The sequence below is a fragment of the Bacteroides sp. ZJ-18 genome (assembly GCF_011038705.2).
In the GTDB taxonomy this organism is placed as follows: domain Bacteria; phylum Bacteroidota; class Bacteroidia; order Bacteroidales; family Bacteroidaceae; genus Bacteroides; species Bacteroides hominis.
The window spans coordinates 3,701,499-3,718,511 of the sequence record NZ_CP072198.1 but is presented as its reverse complement, the minus strand read 5'-3'; the positions used below and the strand labels follow the sequence as shown (position 1 = coordinate 3,718,511).

The window sequence follows — 17,013 nt, the reverse complement described above, 5'->3', positions numbered from 1 at the left end:
TTATATTTTGGAAGATACATCAGTCAGGATGGGCATTCGGTTTTCAGAGTCCATTGGAAGGCGTCGGTGTAGGCATCCCACATCTTTTTATATACTCCTTCCTTCCGGCTCAGTTCGGCGTGTACGCCTTTCTGTACGATCTCTCCTTCTTTCAGGACGATGATTTGGTTGGCAGAGATGATGGACGACAGGCGGTGGGCGATGATAATCACCGTTTTATCTTTGATCAGTTCCTGCAGAGCCAGTTGCATTTTGTATTCGTTTTCGGGGTCGGCAAAGGCGGTGGCTTCATCCAGTACCAGGATGGGAGAGTTCTTCAGGATGGCACGGGCGACAGACACTCTTTGTTCTTCTCCTCCGGAAAGATATACACCGCCTTCTCCTATCAGCGTTTGGTAACCTTGGGGCAGCCGTCCGATAAATTCGTCACACTGTGCCGCACGAGCTGCCGCATGCACTTCCTCTTCCGTAGCGTCGGGTTTGCCCACGCGTATGTTTTCGTAGAGAGTGTCGAAGAAGAGAAATGAATCCTGGAATACGAACGAGACCCGGTCCATCAGTTGCCCGGTCGCAATCTCCCGGATATTGATTCCGCCTATTTTAATGGCTCCTTGTGTGACATCCCAGAAGCGGGGGATCAGGTTGGCGATGGTCGATTTACCGGAACCGGAAGGACCTACAAGTGCGGTTATTTCGCCGGCATGTGCGGTGAAACTGATGTCTTTCAATGCTTCTGTACGTGTGGTTTCCTTGGTGTTTTCGTACGAGAAACTGACATGCTCAAAGCGGATATCGTGCTTATGGGGTGATTGCGGTATGACGGGTTCCGGCACTGGTTTTTCTTCAAAGATGGCATCCAGGCGGTTGACCCCTTCATCAATCTCCCGAGTATTCGATGCGAGAAAAGTGAGCTTGTGAAACGGGGCGGCTACACCCGGCCCTAATATAATGAAGAACAGATACACTCCGGCCAGTACCACATTGCCCGGTTCGCGGCTCAGCAGCAGTAAGCCCACCGGGAGGATGAACGTCACGATGGAGTTGAGCAGTACGGTGAACCACACCATACCCGGTTGGTAGGTGTCGCATACGTGCAGTGCGTATTTTTTGAATGCATAAATAGATTGGCTGAACTGACGGAAAGACGCGACTGTCTGCCCGAATATCTTTACGACCGGCATGCCTCGTACGTATTGCACGGCAGAGGCACTCATCTGTTCCGATGTGTCAAAGTATTGGCGGAAAAAATCTTTTGACTTCCGGCCGAACATCAGTGAGAATTGAACGAGTATGCTGATGACAATGGCCAGCAGGCAGGCTGCTGCCATCCATCCGTTGAGGCTGAAAAAGAGGACGAACATCACTGCTACCGTAGCGGCCGCATTCACCAGGTCGGGGATGGTGTGCGCGATAAACAATTCGATCTTCTCTACATTCTGTTCAAGCGCTTTTTTGATCGCTCCGGTAGAACTGTTGTTCAGATAGCCGAGAGGCAGTCTTCCGATATGTTCGGACAACCTGACCCGCAGTCCATAGAGGATACGGAAAGCGGCCATGTGTGAGGACATCAGTGCGCCGTACAGAAGTAGCAATCCGCCGATGAGTCCGGCAAAAGCTATCCAGCCCCAATCGGTCAGATACTCTTTGTCGACGTTGTTTATCTCGCCCGCATTTTCCAGTAAATTATTCAGTACCTGGTAGACTGCCAGGTAAGGAATCAGCATGCAACAGGCACTGAGTGCCGATAATACACCTGCCAGTATCAGCAGGCCTTTCTTCTCGCCCGCTATCTCAAACAGGCGGGGCAGTCCTTTTTTCTTTTTCATGTCCTATATCAATTAAATTTAGAGATGATGTTAAATGTGTTTCACAAAGGTGGTGACCATTTTCTGAATCTGAAATACCTAATAATGATGAAAATGTGTGAACAATCTACCTTGAAGCGGTGTTACACTTATTATCCCCATAAATAGGGATTGTTCCGTAAGGGAATACTTCTTATCTTTGCCACAAAACTAAACGGATGAAACAATGCTGTCAGAACATAATGCGATGGTTTTTGCCTGTACTCTTTATATCGTACATGGCAGGTATCACGCTCTTCACCCACTCACATGTAGTGAACGGGGTGACCATTGTCCATTCGCACCCGTTTAAGAAAGATTCTCCCCATAGTCACACCACAGTCGAATTTCAATTGATTCATTTGCTGAACCATGTGGTGACTACCGGAGCCGGTATCTTCTTTCTATCCCTTCAGTTTATTGCTTGTCTGCTCTATACGCTTTCGTGGCGTCCGGAGAGGGCAGGATACCATTCGTCTGTTACAGGCGTGGTATCGTTGAGAGCGCCGCCTTCAGCCGTATAAAGCATCTCTCTCACTTTTACTGCTTTATTTAGAGAAACTTATTTAGTAATTTTACTATCCAGAAACGAAAATGAAGAAATACATATTTTTCCTCGTTAGCCTGTGCTGTGCCTTGTTGCCGGCTATGGCCGACCAACCGGAACACCCGGAACTGAAAGCTTCCGATGCGAATATCATCGGACATGTACTCGATAAAAAAACGGGTGAACACCTCTCTTATATAACGATTGCTCTGAAAGGAACCACGATTGGCACCGTGACGGATGCCACCGGACACTATTTCCTTAAAAACCTTCCCGAAGGGGATTTCGTCCTCGAAGCCAGTTCGGTTGGTTATAAAACCATCAGCCGCAACGTCACGCTTAAAAAGGGGAAGACGCTTGAAGAAAACTTCGAGCTGGAAGAGGATGCCGTAGCCCTCGACGGAGTGGTGGTGTCTGCCAATCGAAGTGTGACCAAACGGAGGCTGGCACCTACGCTGGTCAATGTGGTGGATATGAAGATGTTCGAGAATACGAACTCGCCTACACTCTCGCAAGGACTGAACTTTCAGCCTGGTGTGCGTGTGGAGACGAATTGCCAGAACTGCGGGTTCCAGCAGGTGCGCATCAATGGTCTGGACGGCCCCTATACGCAGATTCTTATCGATTCGCGTCCCATCTTCAGTGCCCTTTCCGGTGTTTATGGTTTGGAGCAGATTCCTGCCAACATGATTGAGCGGGTAGAGGTGATGCGTGGTGGAGGTTCTGCGCTGTTTGGTTCGTCTGCCATTGCCGGAACCATCAATATCATCACTAAAGAGCCGTTACGCAATTCGGGGCAGTTGGCACACACCATTACTTCTATTGGCGGCAGCTCGTCTTTCGACAATAATACCTCGCTGAATGCTTCGCTGGTGACCGACGATCACCGGGCAGGACTCTATGTGTTCGGTCAGAACCGACATCGCGATGCGTATGATCACGACGGGGACGGTTATTCCGAAATGCCTAAACTCAAAAACCAGACAGTAGGTTTCCGTTCGTTCCTGAAAACAAGTACATACTCCAAACTAACATTTGAGTATCATCACTTGCAGGAGTTCCGCCGTGGCGGCAACATGCTGAACCGTCCGCCTCACGAAGCCGATATTGCCGAGCAGATTCAACATTCCATCAATGGTGGGGGATTGAAGTTCGACTATTTTGCTCCGAACGAAAAGCACCGCCTGACACTGTATACATCGGCACAGCATACGGACCGCGACAGCTATTACGGTAGTAAAAAGGACCTGAATGCCTATGGAAAGACGACGGACCTGACCTTTATCGGCGGTTCCCAGTATGTGTACAGTTTCGATAAATGCCTCTTTATGCCTGCCGATCTGACTGCCGGGCTGGAATATAACCGGGACAATCTGAAGGATGATATGTGGGGATACAATCGCTATACCAGGCAGACGGTGAATATTGGTAGCGCTTTCTTCCAGAACGAATGGAAAAATGAAAAGTGGAGTATCTTGCTGGGCGGACGTCTGGACAAGCATAATCTGATCAACCATGTCATCTTCAGTCCCCGTGCCAATTTGCGTTTCAATCCTACACAAGACGTCAACCTCCGTCTGAGCTATTCTTCCGGATTCCGTGCCCCCCAGGCTTTTGATGAAGACCTGCATATTGAGAATGTGGGCGGAACGGTGTCTATGATTGAGCGCGCCAAGAATCTCAAAGAAGAGAAGTCGCAGAGTTTCAGTGCTTCGGCGGATATGTATCACCGCTTCGGTGCTTTTCAGGTGAACTTCCTGGTAGAAGGTTTCTATACCAAGCTGTCGGATGTGTTTGTTCTCGAGAACATCGGAGTGCGGGACGGGATTCTGATTAAAGAACGTCGCAATGGTTCGGGAGCGAAAGTGCTGGGACTGTCGATGGAAGGAAAAATGGCTTACCTCTCTTTGTTCCAGTTGCAGGCGGGAGTCACCTTGCAGCAAAGCCGCTATGACGAACCCGAAAAATGGAGTGAAACGGCACCGGCTCAGAAGAAGATTTTCCGTACTCCGAATACCTATGGATATTTCACGGCAACCTATACCCCTGTCAAACCGCTCTCCGTTTCCTTGTCGGGAACCTATACCGGTTCGATGCTGGTACAGCATATGGCAGGTTATATCAAGAATGACATAGCGGTCAATACGCGCGATTTCTTCGATATGGGAGTTAAGTTGGCCTATGATTTCAAACTTTATAAGACGATAGACCTCCAGTTGAGCGCCGGTGTACAAAATGTGTTCAACGCTTATCAGAATGACTTTGACCAGGGAGTGGAACGTGACTCCGGATATATCTATGGGCCGGCTGCTCCGCGAAGCTATTTTGCCGGAGTAAAGATCAGCTATTAAGCCCGTTGCAATTAGTCTGGAAACCGAGCCTCTGCTTGGTTGAAACGAAGGCTCTGTCCCGGTCGGACGGAGCCTTTGTTCTGTCCGGACAGAGCCTCTGTTTTACTTCGGCAGAGGCTCCGATTGAAAAAAGTATCTCTCTGAACACAAATATCTGATTTATTGTTTTTATATTTGTCGGCAGATTGGTTCGCCAAAGCTTTCCTGCTTCTGGCGATTAAAAGGGAACCGGGTGTGACTCCCGGACAGTCCCGCTGCTGTGAGGCTTTAATACAAACATTCCGATCGGATACTCTTTTGCCACTGGCTCGTGTAAGCCGGGAAGGCGTTCGGAATGGAAGCTAAGTCAGAAGACCTGCCACTCTCGCTGATAAGTCTTGGTTCCTCGTGGGTTAGGAGCAAAGCACAATAGTAACAATCAATATTAAAAACGTAGAGCGTATGGAAAAAGTAGTTCCTCCGTTCAAAGTAGACGTTGCCGGTACTTTTCTTCTGCCTCCTGCATTGAGAGAAGCCCGTGAGCAATATCGAAACGAACAAATCAGCCTGCTTACTTTGCGTGCTGTCGAAGATGCCGAAATACGGAATCTGGTGGACAGACTGAAGGCAGAAGGGCTGAAGGTGGTCACCGACGGCCGTTTCCGCAGTGATGCGTGGCCGCTCGACTTTATGTGCGGATTGGATGGCATCCGATTCCGGGATGACAGAAAGACTTCTGTCGAACTGACCGGCAGGATCGATGTGCATCGTCATCCGGTGCTCGATGATTTTGTTTTTCTTACCGGGGTAACCGGCGGAGATGTAATAGCTAAGCAGGTGCTTCCGGCGCCTTCGCGCCTGCTGGCCGAATTGATGAAGGACGCAAACCGGACGCAACTTGATCTGATTTATCCCGAACTCGAGACATTGCTGGTGGATATTGCACAGGTGTATCAGAAGCTGATTATGGAATTGTATAAATCGGGATGCCGTTATCTGCAACTCGATGACGCAACGCGCACGGTGACAGATAATGCTATTCGTGTCAACAACATGGCTTTGGAAAATCTGCCTGCCGACCTTTACATCGCTTTTCACTCGCCTACCGAAATGCTTTTCTCACTACAGGGCATCAATGCTTTTTTCCTCGACTATGATTCGGAATGTTGTGGCAAAAACCGTTTGCTGTGGTTCATACGGGAAAAGCAATCGGTTTTTGGTTTCGTCCTTTCCCATTATCCCGTAGAGGAAGAGTTGGAAGAACTAAGGGCTAAGATCGACCAGATTGTACGTTATATTCCCTCGCACCGCTTCTCACTCTGCATTCCCAATGCTGAGGTACTACCTTCGGAATCTTATGAAGAGGCTGAGGAGAAGCAATGGCATACGCTGAGAATGGCTGAAATGGTTGCGGGAGAACTTTGGCCCGAAGAGGAATAGAACTTCTTTATAACTATAGTATATTTTCGTGGAACAGATTCGTAAGAGCCTGTTTAGAGGGGCCCGGGCGATGTGATTTCGACCGGGCTTTTTTATACCTTTTTCAGAAAATGATGTATCTTTGAACCCTGAAACAACTATATCCCTGTTTTTACAACTATGATGACACATAAACTACTATTAGCCGCACTGATGGGTTCTGTCTGCATCTCGTGCGGACATCCGCCTCACAAAGGCGGAAGCGAGAAAGAAGCGTTGGGTAAACTCCTCTTCCATGATACTTCGCTCTCTGAACCATCCGGACAGTCGTGCGCCACTTGCCATGCCGTCTCCCGGGGATTTGCCGATGAACAGTCGCGTGCCATATCCGAAGGCGCAGTGCAGGGACTCTTTTCTCAGCGCAATTCCATGTCGGTATGTTATGCCGCTTTTGTGCCTGAGTTACATTATGATGATGAAGATGAAAGCTATGTGGGAGGTCTGTTTTGGGACGGCCGTTCTCCTTCTTTGCAGGATCAGGCGGGTGTTCCTTTGCTGAATCCGGTGGAAATGGGGAATAAGGACAAACAAATGGTGGCCGAAAAGGTGAGACGTACTCCGTATTATGACCGTTTGATACGGATATATGGCGAAACGGGTAATGCCGATTCGCTGTTTGCTTACGTTACGGACGCACTGGTGGCTTATCAGTCATCCAAAGAAATCAATCCTTTTACATCCAAGTACGATGCCTATAAAAAAGGAAATTATCAGCTGACCGCACAGGAAGCGCGTGGAAAGGAGCTTTTCAAGGAGAAAGGGCAATGTGCCGAATGCCATGTCCTGGATCGTGACAAGCGGGCACACCGCACGTTGTTTACCGATCATACTTATGATAATCTGGGTATACCGAAGTTGCCGGATCATCCGCATTATAAGGTGCCGGCAGAATATTTCCTGCTAACTGCCGATTCGGTGGATTTGGGGTTGGGGGCTATTGTCAATGCTGAAAGTGAGAATGGCAAGTATCGTGTGCCTACGTTGCGCAATGTGGAACTCACGGCTCCATATGGACATAACGGTTATTTTAAGACACTTGAGGAGATTGTGCATTTCTATAATGTGCGGGACGTGAGTGATGAATTTCCACCTGCCGAGTATCCTGCTACCGTGAACAAGGATGAATTGGGAAATCTCGGACTGACACAGGAAGAAGAAGCTGACATCGTGGCCTTTATGAAAACGTTGACCGATGGCTACATGAAAGTTCATAGATCAGAAAAACGATAAATCCCCAAAAACGGCCTCAGTACCGGTTTGCCGGGTGAGGCCGCATCATCGTTTATGGTTTCAACAGAACTTTATCGATATACCCTTTTAGTTGCTCTTTGGATAAAGCCCCCATGCTTACTTGGGGCTCTCCCTTCATCGGTACAAACCAGAGGGTGGGAATACTCTGTATGCCGAAAGCCTTTGCCAGTTCCGGTTCTTTGTCTACATCTACTTTATAGATATAAATCTTTCCGGCATACTCTTTGGATAATTCTTCAAGGATCGGAGCGACCATTTTGCAGGGACCGCACCAGTCGGCATAAAAGTCTACGATAGCCGGTTTGTCACCCAGGTATTTCCATTCCTTCGAATGGTTTTCATAGTCGGCCACCTTCTTTAGAAACTCTGCACGGGTCAGGTGGATGGTTCCCGGTTGCGGTTTTTCCGTTTGTACCGTATCTGCGCCGGCAGTTGTCTTGTTCTCGGATGTCCCTTTGCAAGATGCAAAGGCCAGCAATCCTATAAATAGGAAGGGGATAAGAATGCTCTTTTTCATTTTTCTGCTTTTTAATGGTTATTAATGGACGATCTCTTTTTTCCAGGTGATGCCACTGATATCGGTCAGTACCAATTCGTATTTTCCTTTGGGCAAAGTTCCCATAGCCGGATCATTGACTGTAAGGGTTGCTTTGCTTCCGAGCGGAATCACCAGGCTATGCTTACCCGGAGCTACCCGGGCAATGTATTTGTTATCGATATTTCCGATTGGGAAGTCAGCCAGTTCTTCTCCTTTCTTTTCTAACACAACGTGTCCGTTGGCGTCTTTCAGGCTGATACCGATCAGGAAAGAGCCGTATACATCGGCACCTTCAACACGATAAACACTGAATGACAAAGAGTTGTTCTCTATTTGTGCGTCGGATATTTCAATCTTCGGTTTGACGGACTTATTGTGCAGTGGTCCCCAGACACCGTTGTGAAACTCTTGGTTGGTGTACAGGGTCAGTACGAAGATGACGATGGCACCTGCCACACTGATATTGGCAAAGCGTTTGGTCTTTAAAGGTAATTCTCCGGAGGTCAGCCATACCAGCCAGCCTGCTTTCTTCCGTAAGGCGAATTTTCGCTCTGTCAGATAATCGACCGAGTATCTTCCACCACCGGAAAGGAAGATAGTGAATCCGGCAGCTACTCCCAGAATACCGATCTGCCATTCGTCCAGGCAGGTTGTTCCTAACCATCCGGATCCTAAGAGGATACCGGTGGCCAGACTGAATACACCGATACTCATCAGGCGGGTGAAGAACCCTAACATATAGAGTAACCCGACTACCCCTTCGACAAGGGTGAAGATCACCATTGCCCACCACAGCATATCGGGGGTGGATACCAGATATTCGATTACCGGACGGATACCTATCGAGTTCGGAAGGAAATGGTTGAACTTTTCTCCGATGTATCCGGCACTGTCCGGTATCAGTTTATTTTCGAGTACAAGGCGTCGCCAGAAGGCTGAAAAGTAAGTCCATCCCACTACGAGGCGCAGTGAAAGCGTAAACATGCCTGCAAGTAAGTAGGCTCTTGATTGTTCTTGTTCGTTTGCGGTTGCCATAAGATGTGGGGATTAGTCGGTTCTTTTCGGGGTACTGCCTGTCTTAAACAGGTTCAGAAGTAATCCGCCCATCACAGCTCCCCAAAGGGTGCTGTTGACCGGCGAGGAGGTAATGGGACAAGTGCCGTCGGTGCAGCCTACGTATTTCCAATACAGGAATCCTCCTACAGCTCCTATTGCCAGTCCGACAAATGTGAGCAGGTTCTTTTTGAAGAATGCTTTAATCATCTTGTTTTCGGGTATTTTTAATTAATTGTTTTCTTATAAAACAAATTTCCTGCGGAAAGTACTACGGGGATAACATTCTTTATGAAATAGAGGTAGGCGAAACCGGCACGGTTTATCAGGCGACTGTGTGGTTGTATGGGGGCAAGTGGGCTCGCTACAATGTGACACAGAGTTCCGCAGGGCTGGCTGTTATTTTCCCTCTGCGAAACTCTGTGTCATCCTGTTGGTTCATTCCGGCGTGGCTGTATCCTTCTGCCGGATGAACCGTGTCCTTGTACTGAAAACAATCTGAAACTTAGCCGGCAATCTTTATATTTTCTTTTTTACTGCAATATCGTTTACATTGTTGGCAGATATCGTATCCGAGCATGGCGCCTAATATGAAATCTTCTTCCGGAGTGAGATGGTTCAAAGGCCGAATAATGATATGCCGTATGGCTTCCATACATTCGGCCTTACCAAAGAACAGATTTATCTTATTGGTATTTACTTCTTGTATCAGGTAACTGATATTCTGTTTTTCCAGACGTTGTATGGCAAACGCTTCGTGCTCCTTATTCATGGTGTAGAGCACCATGTTGCGTATCCCTTTCTTGAATTCGTATACATGGTTCAGGAAAATTCGTATTTCACCCGGAACTTTTCGTTCGATAGCCATAACGTTCGTCGGAATTTTAAATTAGTTGATACATTCTTTTTTTAAAGATTCAGTCCATTGGGCAATACGCTTGTCGGTCTTGTTGTCTTCGTTAACTTCATCCAAAGGAAGTCCCACGAATTTGCCGTTGACTACTGCGACAGAAGAGTCGAATGTGTAGTCGGACGGGTCGGTTGCTCCGCAGAAGGTGCAATGGGTGTCTTTCAGCTCTTCGTACAGGATGCCGATGCCGTCGCAGAAGGTATCGCCGTATGAATCTGAGTCGCCGCAACCGAAGAGCGCTACAAATTTGTGAGACAGGTCGGCCTTTTTCAGCACTTTAATGCTATCATACCAATCATCCTGAAGTTCGCCTGCTCCCCATGTAGAGGTGCCCAGCACTAATACATCATACTCTTTCACTAACTCGTCGTTCAGTTTTGAGGCATCGTGGATATCACCTTTAGGAACGTTCAGTTTTTCTGCAATCCGGCGGGCTACATCTTCGGTAGTTCCCGTTGTGGAACCGTAAAATACTCCAATTTTATTCATTTTCTGATCTTGTTTTTAAATGATGTGGCAAAGATAAGAGGTTCGGAAGAAACAGAAAATCCCCATTTATAGTGGAAATAACAGGGTAGTTATCACTATAAATGGGGAGTAAAGGGGGCGATTGTTATTAATGATGGAATAGCCGGATGCCCGTAAAGGCCATCGCTATGTCGTATTTGTCACAGGTATCTATCACATGGTCGTCACGAACTGATCCACCGGGCTGGGCAATGTAGCTCACGCCGCTTTTGTGCGCACGTTCAATGTTGTCTCCAAAAGGGAAGAAGGCATCCGAGCCTAAAGCTACGCCCGATTGCGTATCGAGCCATGCACGCTTTTCTTCACGGGTCAGCACTTCCGGTTTCCGGGTGAAGAACTGTTCCCATACGCCGTCGGCCAGCACATCCATATAGTCGTCCGAGATATATACGTCGATCGTGTTGTCACGGTCGGCACGGCGTATCTTTTCTTTCCAAGGCAGATTCATCACTTTCGGATGTTGGCGCAAATACCAGATGTCGGCTTTGTTTCCGGCCAGGCGGGTACAATGGATGCGTGATTGCTGTCCTGCACCAATGCCGATGGCTTGCCCGTCCTTGGCATAGCATACGGAGTTGGACTGTGTATACTTCAAAGTGATCAGGGCGATAATCAAGTCACGTTTGGCATCAGCCGGAATGTTCCGGTTCCGGGTAGGCATTTCTTTTAGCAGGCTTTCGTCAATCTTCAGTTCATTGCGTCCCTGCTCAAATGTAATGCCGAATACGTCTTTATGTTCGATGGGGGCCGGACGGTATGCCGGATCTATCCTGATTACATTATAAGTACCTTTCCGTTTGTTTCTCAGAATCTCGAGTGCCTCCGGAGTGTAGCCGGGAGCAATGACTCCGTCCGACACTTCACGGTTGATGATGCGGGCTGTCGGTTCGTCGCAAACATCAGAAAGGGCGATGAAATCTCCGTAAGATGACATCCGGTCGGCACCCCGGGCACGGGCGTACGCAGTTGCCATCGGAGAAAGTTCCATGTCGTCTACGAAATAAATCTTCTTCAATGTTTCGCTCATTTCCACTGCTACCGCAGCACCTGCCGGACTTACGTGCTTGAATGAAGCGGCAGCCGGAAGTCCGGTTGCTTCTTTCAGTTCTTTCACTAACTGCCAACTGTTCAAGGCGTCCAGCAAATTGATATATCCGGGTCTGCCGTTCAGGACCTCGATGGGCAGTTCGCCTTCCTTAATAAAGATACGCGCGGGTTTTTGGTTGGGGTTACAACCATATTTCAGCTCCAGTTCGTTTGTCATATTGTTATGTTTTAGTTGATTGATGCAAAGGTAAAAAATAGTGGTGAACGATGAAGGATAATCCATGATTTTGTTGTTTACATGCCGTCCTGTTTCGTCATTTCTTGTGTTTTTTTAGTTTATTTATCGTGAAAATACCTATTTATAGTGATTGCGTACCATCTGAATATTGTGTTTCTTTGCACCCGTAATATAATTAAGGTGTTGATGGATAAACTACAAAAATATAAACCAACCGATAAAATGATCGACCTTATCGGTGATAATTATTCTCTTTTACAAGTTATGAGCCGCTTTGGGCTTTCATTAGGGTTTGGTGACAAGACAGTGAAAGAGGTCTGTGAGATGAACAATGTAGATTGCCATACATTTTTGGTTGTTGTGAATTTCATGGCTGAAGGGTTCTCACGTATGGACGGCAGTGCCGACGATATTTCCATACCGGCTTTGGTCGATTATCTGAGACAAGCGCATATCTATTTTCTCGATTACTGTCTGCCGGCCATTCGGAGGAAGTTGATTGAAGCCATTGACTGTTCGCAGGACGATGTTTCATTCCTTATTCTGAAGTTCTTCGACGGATATATGCGGGAGGTACGCAAACATATGGAGTATGAAGAAAAAACAGTGTTTAAGTATGTGGATACGCTGATTCATGGCAATGCGCCTAAGAATTATCAGATCAGCACTTTCTCAAAACATCACGAGCAGGTAGGAGAGCGGCTTACGGAGCTGAAAAACATTATTATTAAATATTGTCCGGCCAAGGCAAATACCAATGTGCTGAATGCAGCCTTGTTTGATATTTATGCTTGTGAGGAAGGGCTTGAATCACACTGTAAAGTAGAAGACTATTTGTTTGTTCCTGCCATTCTGAAACTGGAAAGGAGGATGCGAGAAAATGAAAAATAACGAATCAATCCGTATAGCTGTAGCCGAGACGTCGGTGATTATTCGCAGTGGCCTGACGCTGGCTTTGAAACGTTTACCCAATCTGAAAATTCAACCGGTAGAACTGCTGTCGGTAGAGGCACTCAACGATTGCCTGCGTACACAGTTCCCCGATATATTGGTGGTCAACCCTACATTTGGCGACTTTTTCGATGTGTCGCGTTTCCGTGAAGAGACTGCCGGCAAGGGAATCAGGGTAGTGGCATTGGTCAGTTCGTTTATCGATGCTTCGCTGCTCAGTAAGTACGATGCGTCCATTTCTATTTTCGATGACTTGGAGGCGTTGGCCAATAAAATCAATCTCTTGCAGAATATAGAACCCGAAGAAGAGGAGGATAGCCAGGAGGCTCTGAGTCAACGTGAGAAAGAGATCGTGATTTGTGTGGTGAAGGGAATGACCAATAAGGAAATTGCCGAAAAACTCTTTCTTTCTATCCATACGGTGATCACACATCGCAGAAATATCAGCAAGAAGCTGCAAATACACAGTGCGGCCGGTCTGACCATCTATGCTATTGTAAATAAGCTGGTTGAGCTAAGTGACGTAAAGGATTTATAGCTCTAAAAGAATGTTATAAAACATAAAACCGCTTGTCGGGTTAGAAAAAAGCCGTATCTTTGCAGTGCAGTTGGGAAATTGCTTTTTAAGGTAAAATAGAATATTAGGTATTAGATAAAGATTTAAGGTATTAAAAGTTTCAAGTGATTTTCAATTAGGTAAAGATTTTTAAAGGTAAAAGAATAATAGGTATTGAGAGTTTTTAGGTAAAAAGAAGATTGTGTTTTTAGGAATTTTGAGGTATTAAAGAAAAGCCTTTATGGCTTTTCTGATGTGGGGCGGGTAATTCTACTGAAGAATTTACTCGTTTTTTTATGTCCGGATTTTACTGTTTTCTCTTCACTGTCTCATATCCGGTTGATCTGTCCGGTAACCATATAAATAACAAAATCCCGACGAAATCACTTCGGCGGGATTGTTCCTTTTACTCAAATGTGGCTACGTAATAAAATTATGACTAATTAATTGAATTCTGATACTGCAAAGATAGCGTGTTTTCACAGTTGCCACAATCCCCTTTTTAGGGTATATTACGTAAGATATCTCACTATATGTAGTTACTTTCGCCCATTCGGGCTTATTTTTTCCCAGATTTTGCTTTGCGGATTGAACTGCTTGATCACTTTGGCCGGACTGCCTGCACATACGGAGTAGGGGGGAACAGAACGGCTGACAACACTTCCTGCGGCTACCACCGAGTGCTTTCCCAGTGTCACGCCGGGCAAGATGACTGCATTGGCGCCTACCCACACGTCATCTTCAATCGTGACGGGCCGAGTGCTCACTCCTTGTTCATCTATACGTTTGTCTGCATCCTGATAGTTATGGTTAAGACCGGTCACCGTTACGTTCTGTGCCAGATTTACATGGTGACCGATGGTTGCAGGGCCGATAATTGTGTTTCCCAGTCCGATCCGGGTATAATCACCGATAATCAGGTCACCCACCGCATTGTTCAGACACGAAAAATCTTCTACTACCGAGTATTTTCCAAGAGAGAAAAGGTTGAACGGAGGGAGGTCGAGGCGTACGCTTCGGTATATCACGGAACCTTTCCCCCGCTTCAGGTAGAGAAAAGAGAATATGCGTATCCACCAGTTGGGACGTGTTTTCACCGGATGCATGATGAATCGGTGTACGGCTTGTTTAAGTGCAGGGTTCTGTTTGATTGTCTCTTTCAGTGCCATAGTCGGGGAGAGTTGGTTATTTCTTGGTTTTCTGTCCTACCAGATAATCCGGGATAGCCAGACATACGATGAATATCAGGACGTAAAGTAAGGCCCACCACTTTAAAGACAGAGTCCAGTTGTAGCAAAGCAACAGTATTGCGATGAAAAAAATGGCGGTTAAGCCTGTTCTCCAGGAAGGCAGAACCCATCTGAAAATCTTGTTGCAATAATCCCAGTGTGCCGTGAGCATTGCTTCCGGAAGTGCTGAGAGGGCCTTGGAGAATCTTACTTTATATTGTGGGATACGTATGTCATTGCTGTAGACTTTTACCGTTTCCAGATATTCGACGAAGATGCCCTGCCGGACTAATCTTCTTTCCAGATTGCTCTTACGGCTCTTTTGGTTCTTCTTCAGCCATGCCAGATCTAACACCATATCCGTACCGCATAAGGCCGATGATACTCCCAGGCGGATGGCGCCTTTCCGGAAGAAAGAATGATTGATTTCTTCGTTCAATGCCTGAAAGTATTGCTTCCGGGTAGAACGGTTTTCTGTGATAGGATGAAGTTGGATAGCTCTGGCTCCTCCATCGAATGCTTTATTTATTTCATTCAGAAACGCAGGTTCAATCCGGGTTGTTTTCCCGAGGATGATTACGGCATCAAAGTCCTTTTCATCCAGCGTACCTACGGTTTCTGTCAGGTCTTCGTAAGTGAATACTTTATACAGCTCTTCCGGATAGTCGGGCGAAAAAGAGAAAGGAGTATCCGTAGGGAACAGAATGGCAAATCTATGTTTCTTTCCTGTCTTCGGGTATCGCGTGGCATTCTTTAAAGAAGCTGCCACTGCCGGTATTCCCAGATAGATGGTAAACAGGCTGAAGCACAGAAACAGAATAAAATCTGTTATTTGAATAAAAGTATCCATAGTTTCATATGTACGGTTATACGTTCTCTTTTTGTATAAACGCCGTGAAAGTTCTCAGGATAATTTTCATATCCAGTTGGAAGGAGAACGTTTTGGCATATTTTATATCCAGTTGCTTACGTTCATCAGCGGACATCTTCCCACTGCTTCCGCGTTTTTCTACCTGCCAAAGTCCGGTTAGTCCGGCTGGTCCCATGAAGCGGTCGATATATTCATCGCTTGTCAGCAGTTCGGCTTCGTAAAGCGGGAGAGGGCGGTTGCCCACGATGGACATATCTCCTTTCAGGATATTGATAAGTTGCGGCAGTTCGTCGATGCTGTACTTACGGATGATGCGTCCCACTTTGGTGATGCGGGGATCATTCTCCAGTTTAACGAACGCATTTTTCTTTTCTACGGACTTTTTATTTGTATAGCTTTGTTCGGATATGACGAAATCATCTGAAATAAGCATGATTTCTTCCTCATTCAGCTCCATATCATCGCTGATCAGCAGTTCTTCTTCCGCCGGGTTCTGTTCCTCCTCCTCGGCCTGATATTGGTTAAGCTGGTTGAAGTCTCTCAGATGTTTGTCCGCATCGGTATACATGGAACGGAATTTCAGGAAATCGAATATTTTGTAGTTGCTTCCTACCCGTTTGGATTTATACACTACGGCACCCTTACTCTCCATCCGGATGGCTAACGCTGTGATTAACAGTATCGGAGATAAGCAGAGTATGGCTATCGACGAGAAAGTTATATCAAATAATCTTTTCCATAAAGGCAGTCTGAAAGCCTGTAAGTTCGATCCTTTTTCGTTGATATCGTTAATTTTTTGCTGTTTCCGTCGCATCATAAACTCCAACATGTTTTTAAATGCTTCGGAGGTAGAATCAAACGACATTGAATTATTGATACCGGCTTTCAGATAGACGGGCCTGTCTTCTTTATTGATTCCTTCAGTGACAAGGACGATGTATACACCCGGGAATTTTTTTCTCAGATACTGGATCTCAGGAATATCTTTTGATAGATCCCGTTCTTCGAAAAGGATCGCTATATCATACTTTTCACGAATCTTATCGATAAATTCGCTCGCTTTCTTGCTGTTTTGAATGGCATAAAACGCACCTTCAGCTATCTTAGAGAAATGTTCGATAGTAGCAGTATGTCTCCCGATATAAATGAGATGTGGCATTTAGTCTATGATTTTTCTGACACGGATTTTTAGCTCCATGGGGTTGAAAGGTTTCAGGATATAGTCTTCGGCTCCTTCTTCCAATAATCTGATTCTTTCGGTTGTACTTTCTTCACTGGAGAGCATAATGACGGGAATGTCTTTGAACAATTCATTGTGCTTCAGGTAATGCAGGAATTCATCTCCTCTCATCTCCGGCATTCGTATGTCTGATATTATCAGGTCCGGTAAATTACCTTCATATAACCATTCAATTGCTTTTATCGGATTTTGTACATACTGGCAATCGTAATCTTTGCCTAAATAGATTGACGCTACTTTACCAATCGTTTCTTTATCGTCAACAAGTAATATCTTCTTTCTCATAATGTGATTAAGTATCGTTATGATGTTTGCTTTGTTGTTTGTTTAAGTGTAAGATAGAGTATATTTACTCAGTACTGCAAATATATATAATATTTCTGTAACAATGTTCTCTAAAA

17 protein-coding genes and 1 riboswitch are annotated in these 17,013 nt (G+C 46.2%); of the genes, 6 read left to right on the top strand and 11 right to left on the bottom strand.

What is annotated here, in order from left to right:
* Positions 1-23 precede the first annotated feature (23 nt).
* Positions 24-1,826, bottom strand: a complete 1,803-nt coding sequence (locus tag G7Y45_RS14980) for an ABC transporter ATP-binding protein (protein ID WP_005806677.1) — start codon at positions 1,824-1,826, stop codon at positions 24-26.
* A gap of 221 nt (positions 1,827-2,047) precedes the next feature.
* Between G7Y45_RS14980 and G7Y45_RS14975 the strand changes: the two genes are divergently transcribed.
* The 4 genes from G7Y45_RS14975 to G7Y45_RS14960 all read left to right on the top strand — a co-directional run bounded on the left by G7Y45_RS14975 (position 2,048) and on the right by G7Y45_RS14960 (position 7,430).
* A complete protein-coding gene (locus G7Y45_RS14975; protein ID WP_005806672.1) occupies positions 2,048-2,368 on the top strand; it encodes a hypothetical protein in 321 nt (106 codons plus the stop codon).
* A 70-nt stretch (positions 2,369-2,438) separates the two neighbouring features.
* Positions 2,439-4,742: a TonB-dependent receptor gene (locus tag G7Y45_RS14970; protein ID WP_005778375.1), complete on the top strand. Its 2,304-nt coding sequence runs from the start codon at positions 2,439-2,441 to the stop codon at positions 4,740-4,742.
* Positions 4,743-4,911: 169 nt separating this feature from the next.
* Positions 4,912-5,120, top strand: a riboswitch (cobalamin riboswitch).
* A gap of 63 nt (positions 5,121-5,183) precedes the next feature.
* The gene (locus G7Y45_RS14965) at positions 5,184-6,161 is read left to right on the top strand and encodes a methionine synthase (RefSeq protein ID WP_005778371.1); all 978 of its coding nucleotides are present in this window, start codon (positions 5,184-5,186) and stop codon (positions 6,159-6,161) included.
* Positions 6,162-6,320: 159 nt separating this feature from the next.
* A complete protein-coding gene (locus G7Y45_RS14960) occupies positions 6,321-7,430 on the top strand; it encodes a cytochrome-c peroxidase (protein ID WP_165015236.1) in 1,110 nt (369 codons plus the stop codon).
* 52 nt (positions 7,431-7,482) lie between these two features.
* On the opposite strand, the gene trxA is transcribed toward G7Y45_RS14960, so the two are convergent.
* The 6 genes from trxA to G7Y45_RS14930 form a co-directional block, all read right to left on the bottom strand.
* Entirely contained in the window at positions 7,483-7,968 is a 486-nt protein-coding gene (gene trxA, locus G7Y45_RS14955) for a thioredoxin (RefSeq protein ID WP_005778368.1), read from the bottom strand.
* Between the two features lie 21 nt (positions 7,969-7,989).
* Positions 7,990-9,024 (bottom strand): TQO small subunit DoxD, encoded by a 1,035-nt coding sequence (locus G7Y45_RS14950; protein WP_005806662.1) that lies wholly within the window; start codon positions 9,022-9,024, stop codon positions 7,990-7,992.
* A gap of 12 nt (positions 9,025-9,036) precedes the next feature.
* Complete coding sequence (locus G7Y45_RS14945) at positions 9,037-9,252, bottom strand: DUF6132 family protein (RefSeq protein ID WP_165015233.1); 216 nt, start codon at positions 9,250-9,252, stop codon at positions 9,037-9,039.
* A 295-nt stretch (positions 9,253-9,547) separates the two neighbouring features.
* Positions 9,548-9,910 carry a DUF2023 family protein gene (locus G7Y45_RS14940; RefSeq protein ID WP_005778362.1) on the bottom strand — a complete coding sequence of 121 codons (363 nt, stop codon included), beginning with the start codon at positions 9,908-9,910 and terminating at the stop codon, positions 9,548-9,550.
* Positions 9,911-9,931: 21 nt separating this feature from the next.
* Positions 9,932-10,441: a flavodoxin FldA gene (gene fldA, locus G7Y45_RS14935; RefSeq protein ID WP_165015230.1), complete on the bottom strand. Its 510-nt coding sequence runs from the start codon at positions 10,439-10,441 to the stop codon at positions 9,932-9,934.
* 127 nt (positions 10,442-10,568) lie between these two features.
* Positions 10,569-11,744: a phosphoribosylaminoimidazolecarboxamide formyltransferase gene (locus G7Y45_RS14930; RefSeq protein ID WP_005806659.1), complete on the bottom strand. Its 1,176-nt coding sequence runs from the start codon at positions 11,742-11,744 to the stop codon at positions 10,569-10,571.
* A gap of 207 nt (positions 11,745-11,951) precedes the next feature.
* Here G7Y45_RS14930 and G7Y45_RS14925 point away from each other — a divergent pair, with 207 nt between their 5' ends.
* Positions 11,952-12,656 (top strand): hemerythrin domain-containing protein, encoded by a 705-nt coding sequence (locus G7Y45_RS14925; protein ID WP_005778355.1) that lies wholly within the window; start codon positions 11,952-11,954, stop codon positions 12,654-12,656.
* A complete protein-coding gene (locus tag G7Y45_RS14920) occupies positions 12,646-13,254 on the top strand; it encodes a response regulator transcription factor (protein ID WP_165015227.1) in 609 nt (202 codons plus the stop codon). Before G7Y45_RS14925 ends, G7Y45_RS14920 begins: the two co-directional genes overlap by 11 nt.
* A gap of 557 nt (positions 13,255-13,811) precedes the next feature.
* On the opposite strand, the gene G7Y45_RS14915 is transcribed toward G7Y45_RS14920, so the two are convergent.
* From G7Y45_RS14915 to G7Y45_RS14900, 4 genes are read right to left on the bottom strand one after another with little or no spacing between them, the layout of a single operon-like run.
* A complete protein-coding gene (locus G7Y45_RS14915) occupies positions 13,812-14,441 on the bottom strand; it encodes a DapH/DapD/GlmU-related protein (protein WP_005778352.1) in 630 nt (209 codons plus the stop codon).
* Between the two features lie 16 nt (positions 14,442-14,457).
* Positions 14,458-15,351: a glycosyltransferase family 2 protein gene (locus G7Y45_RS14910; RefSeq protein ID WP_005778350.1), complete on the bottom strand. Its 894-nt coding sequence runs from the start codon at positions 15,349-15,351 to the stop codon at positions 14,458-14,460.
* Positions 15,352-15,367: 16 nt separating this feature from the next.
* The gene (locus G7Y45_RS14905) at positions 15,368-16,531 is read right to left on the bottom strand and encodes a sugar transferase (protein WP_165015224.1); all 1,164 of its coding nucleotides are present in this window, start codon (positions 16,529-16,531) and stop codon (positions 15,368-15,370) included.
* Positions 16,532-16,897 carry a PleD family two-component system response regulator gene (locus G7Y45_RS14900; RefSeq protein WP_032530046.1) on the bottom strand — a complete coding sequence of 122 codons (366 nt, stop codon included), beginning with the start codon at positions 16,895-16,897 and terminating at the stop codon, positions 16,532-16,534.
* Positions 16,898-17,013: the final 116 nt, after the last annotated feature.

Bases quoted from the DNA above. Each gene is read 5' to 3' on its own strand.
- G7Y45_RS14925 (WP_005778355.1), top strand. From the start codon at position 11,952: ATGGATAAACTACAAAAATATAAACCAACCGATAAAATGATCGACCTT.
- G7Y45_RS14900 (WP_032530046.1), bottom strand. From the start codon at position 16,897: ATGAGAAAGAAGATATTACTTGTTGACGATAAAGAAACGATTGGTAAA.
- G7Y45_RS14975 (WP_005806672.1), top strand. From the start codon at position 2,048: ATGCGATGGTTTTTGCCTGTACTCTTTATATCGTACATGGCAGGTATC.
- G7Y45_RS14980 (WP_005806677.1), bottom strand. From the start codon at position 1,826: ATGAAAAAGAAAAAAGGACTGCCCCGCCTGTTTGAGATAGCGGGCGAG.
- G7Y45_RS14950 (WP_005806662.1), bottom strand. From the start codon at position 9,024: ATGGCAACCGCAAACGAACAAGAACAATCAAGAGCCTACTTACTTGCA.
- fldA (WP_165015230.1), bottom strand. From the start codon at position 10,441: ATGAATAAAATTGGAGTATTTTACGGTTCCACAACGGGAACTACCGAA.
- G7Y45_RS14910 (WP_005778350.1), bottom strand. From the start codon at position 15,351: ATGGATACTTTTATTCAAATAACAGATTTTATTCTGTTTCTGTGCTTC.
- G7Y45_RS14940 (WP_005778362.1), bottom strand. From the start codon at position 9,910: ATGGCTATCGAACGAAAAGTTCCGGGTGAAATACGAATTTTCCTGAAC.
- G7Y45_RS14970 (WP_005778375.1), top strand. From the start codon at position 2,439: ATGAAGAAATACATATTTTTCCTCGTTAGCCTGTGCTGTGCCTTGTTG.
- trxA (WP_005778368.1), bottom strand. From the start codon at position 7,968: ATGAAAAAGAGCATTCTTATCCCCTTCCTATTTATAGGATTGCTGGCC.
- G7Y45_RS14930 (WP_005806659.1), bottom strand. From the start codon at position 11,744: ATGACAAACGAACTGGAGCTGAAATATGGTTGTAACCCCAACCAAAAA.
- G7Y45_RS14965 (WP_005778371.1), top strand. From the start codon at position 5,184: ATGGAAAAAGTAGTTCCTCCGTTCAAAGTAGACGTTGCCGGTACTTTT.
- G7Y45_RS14960 (WP_165015236.1), top strand. From the start codon at position 6,321: ATGATGACACATAAACTACTATTAGCCGCACTGATGGGTTCTGTCTGC.
- G7Y45_RS14920 (WP_165015227.1), top strand. From the start codon at position 12,646: ATGAAAAATAACGAATCAATCCGTATAGCTGTAGCCGAGACGTCGGTG.
- G7Y45_RS14915 (WP_005778352.1), bottom strand. From the start codon at position 14,441: ATGGCACTGAAAGAGACAATCAAACAGAACCCTGCACTTAAACAAGCC.
- G7Y45_RS14905 (WP_165015224.1), bottom strand. From the start codon at position 16,531: ATGCCACATCTCATTTATATCGGGAGACATACTGCTACTATCGAACAT.
- G7Y45_RS14945 (WP_165015233.1), bottom strand. From the start codon at position 9,252: ATGATTAAAGCATTCTTCAAAAAGAACCTGCTCACATTTGTCGGACTG.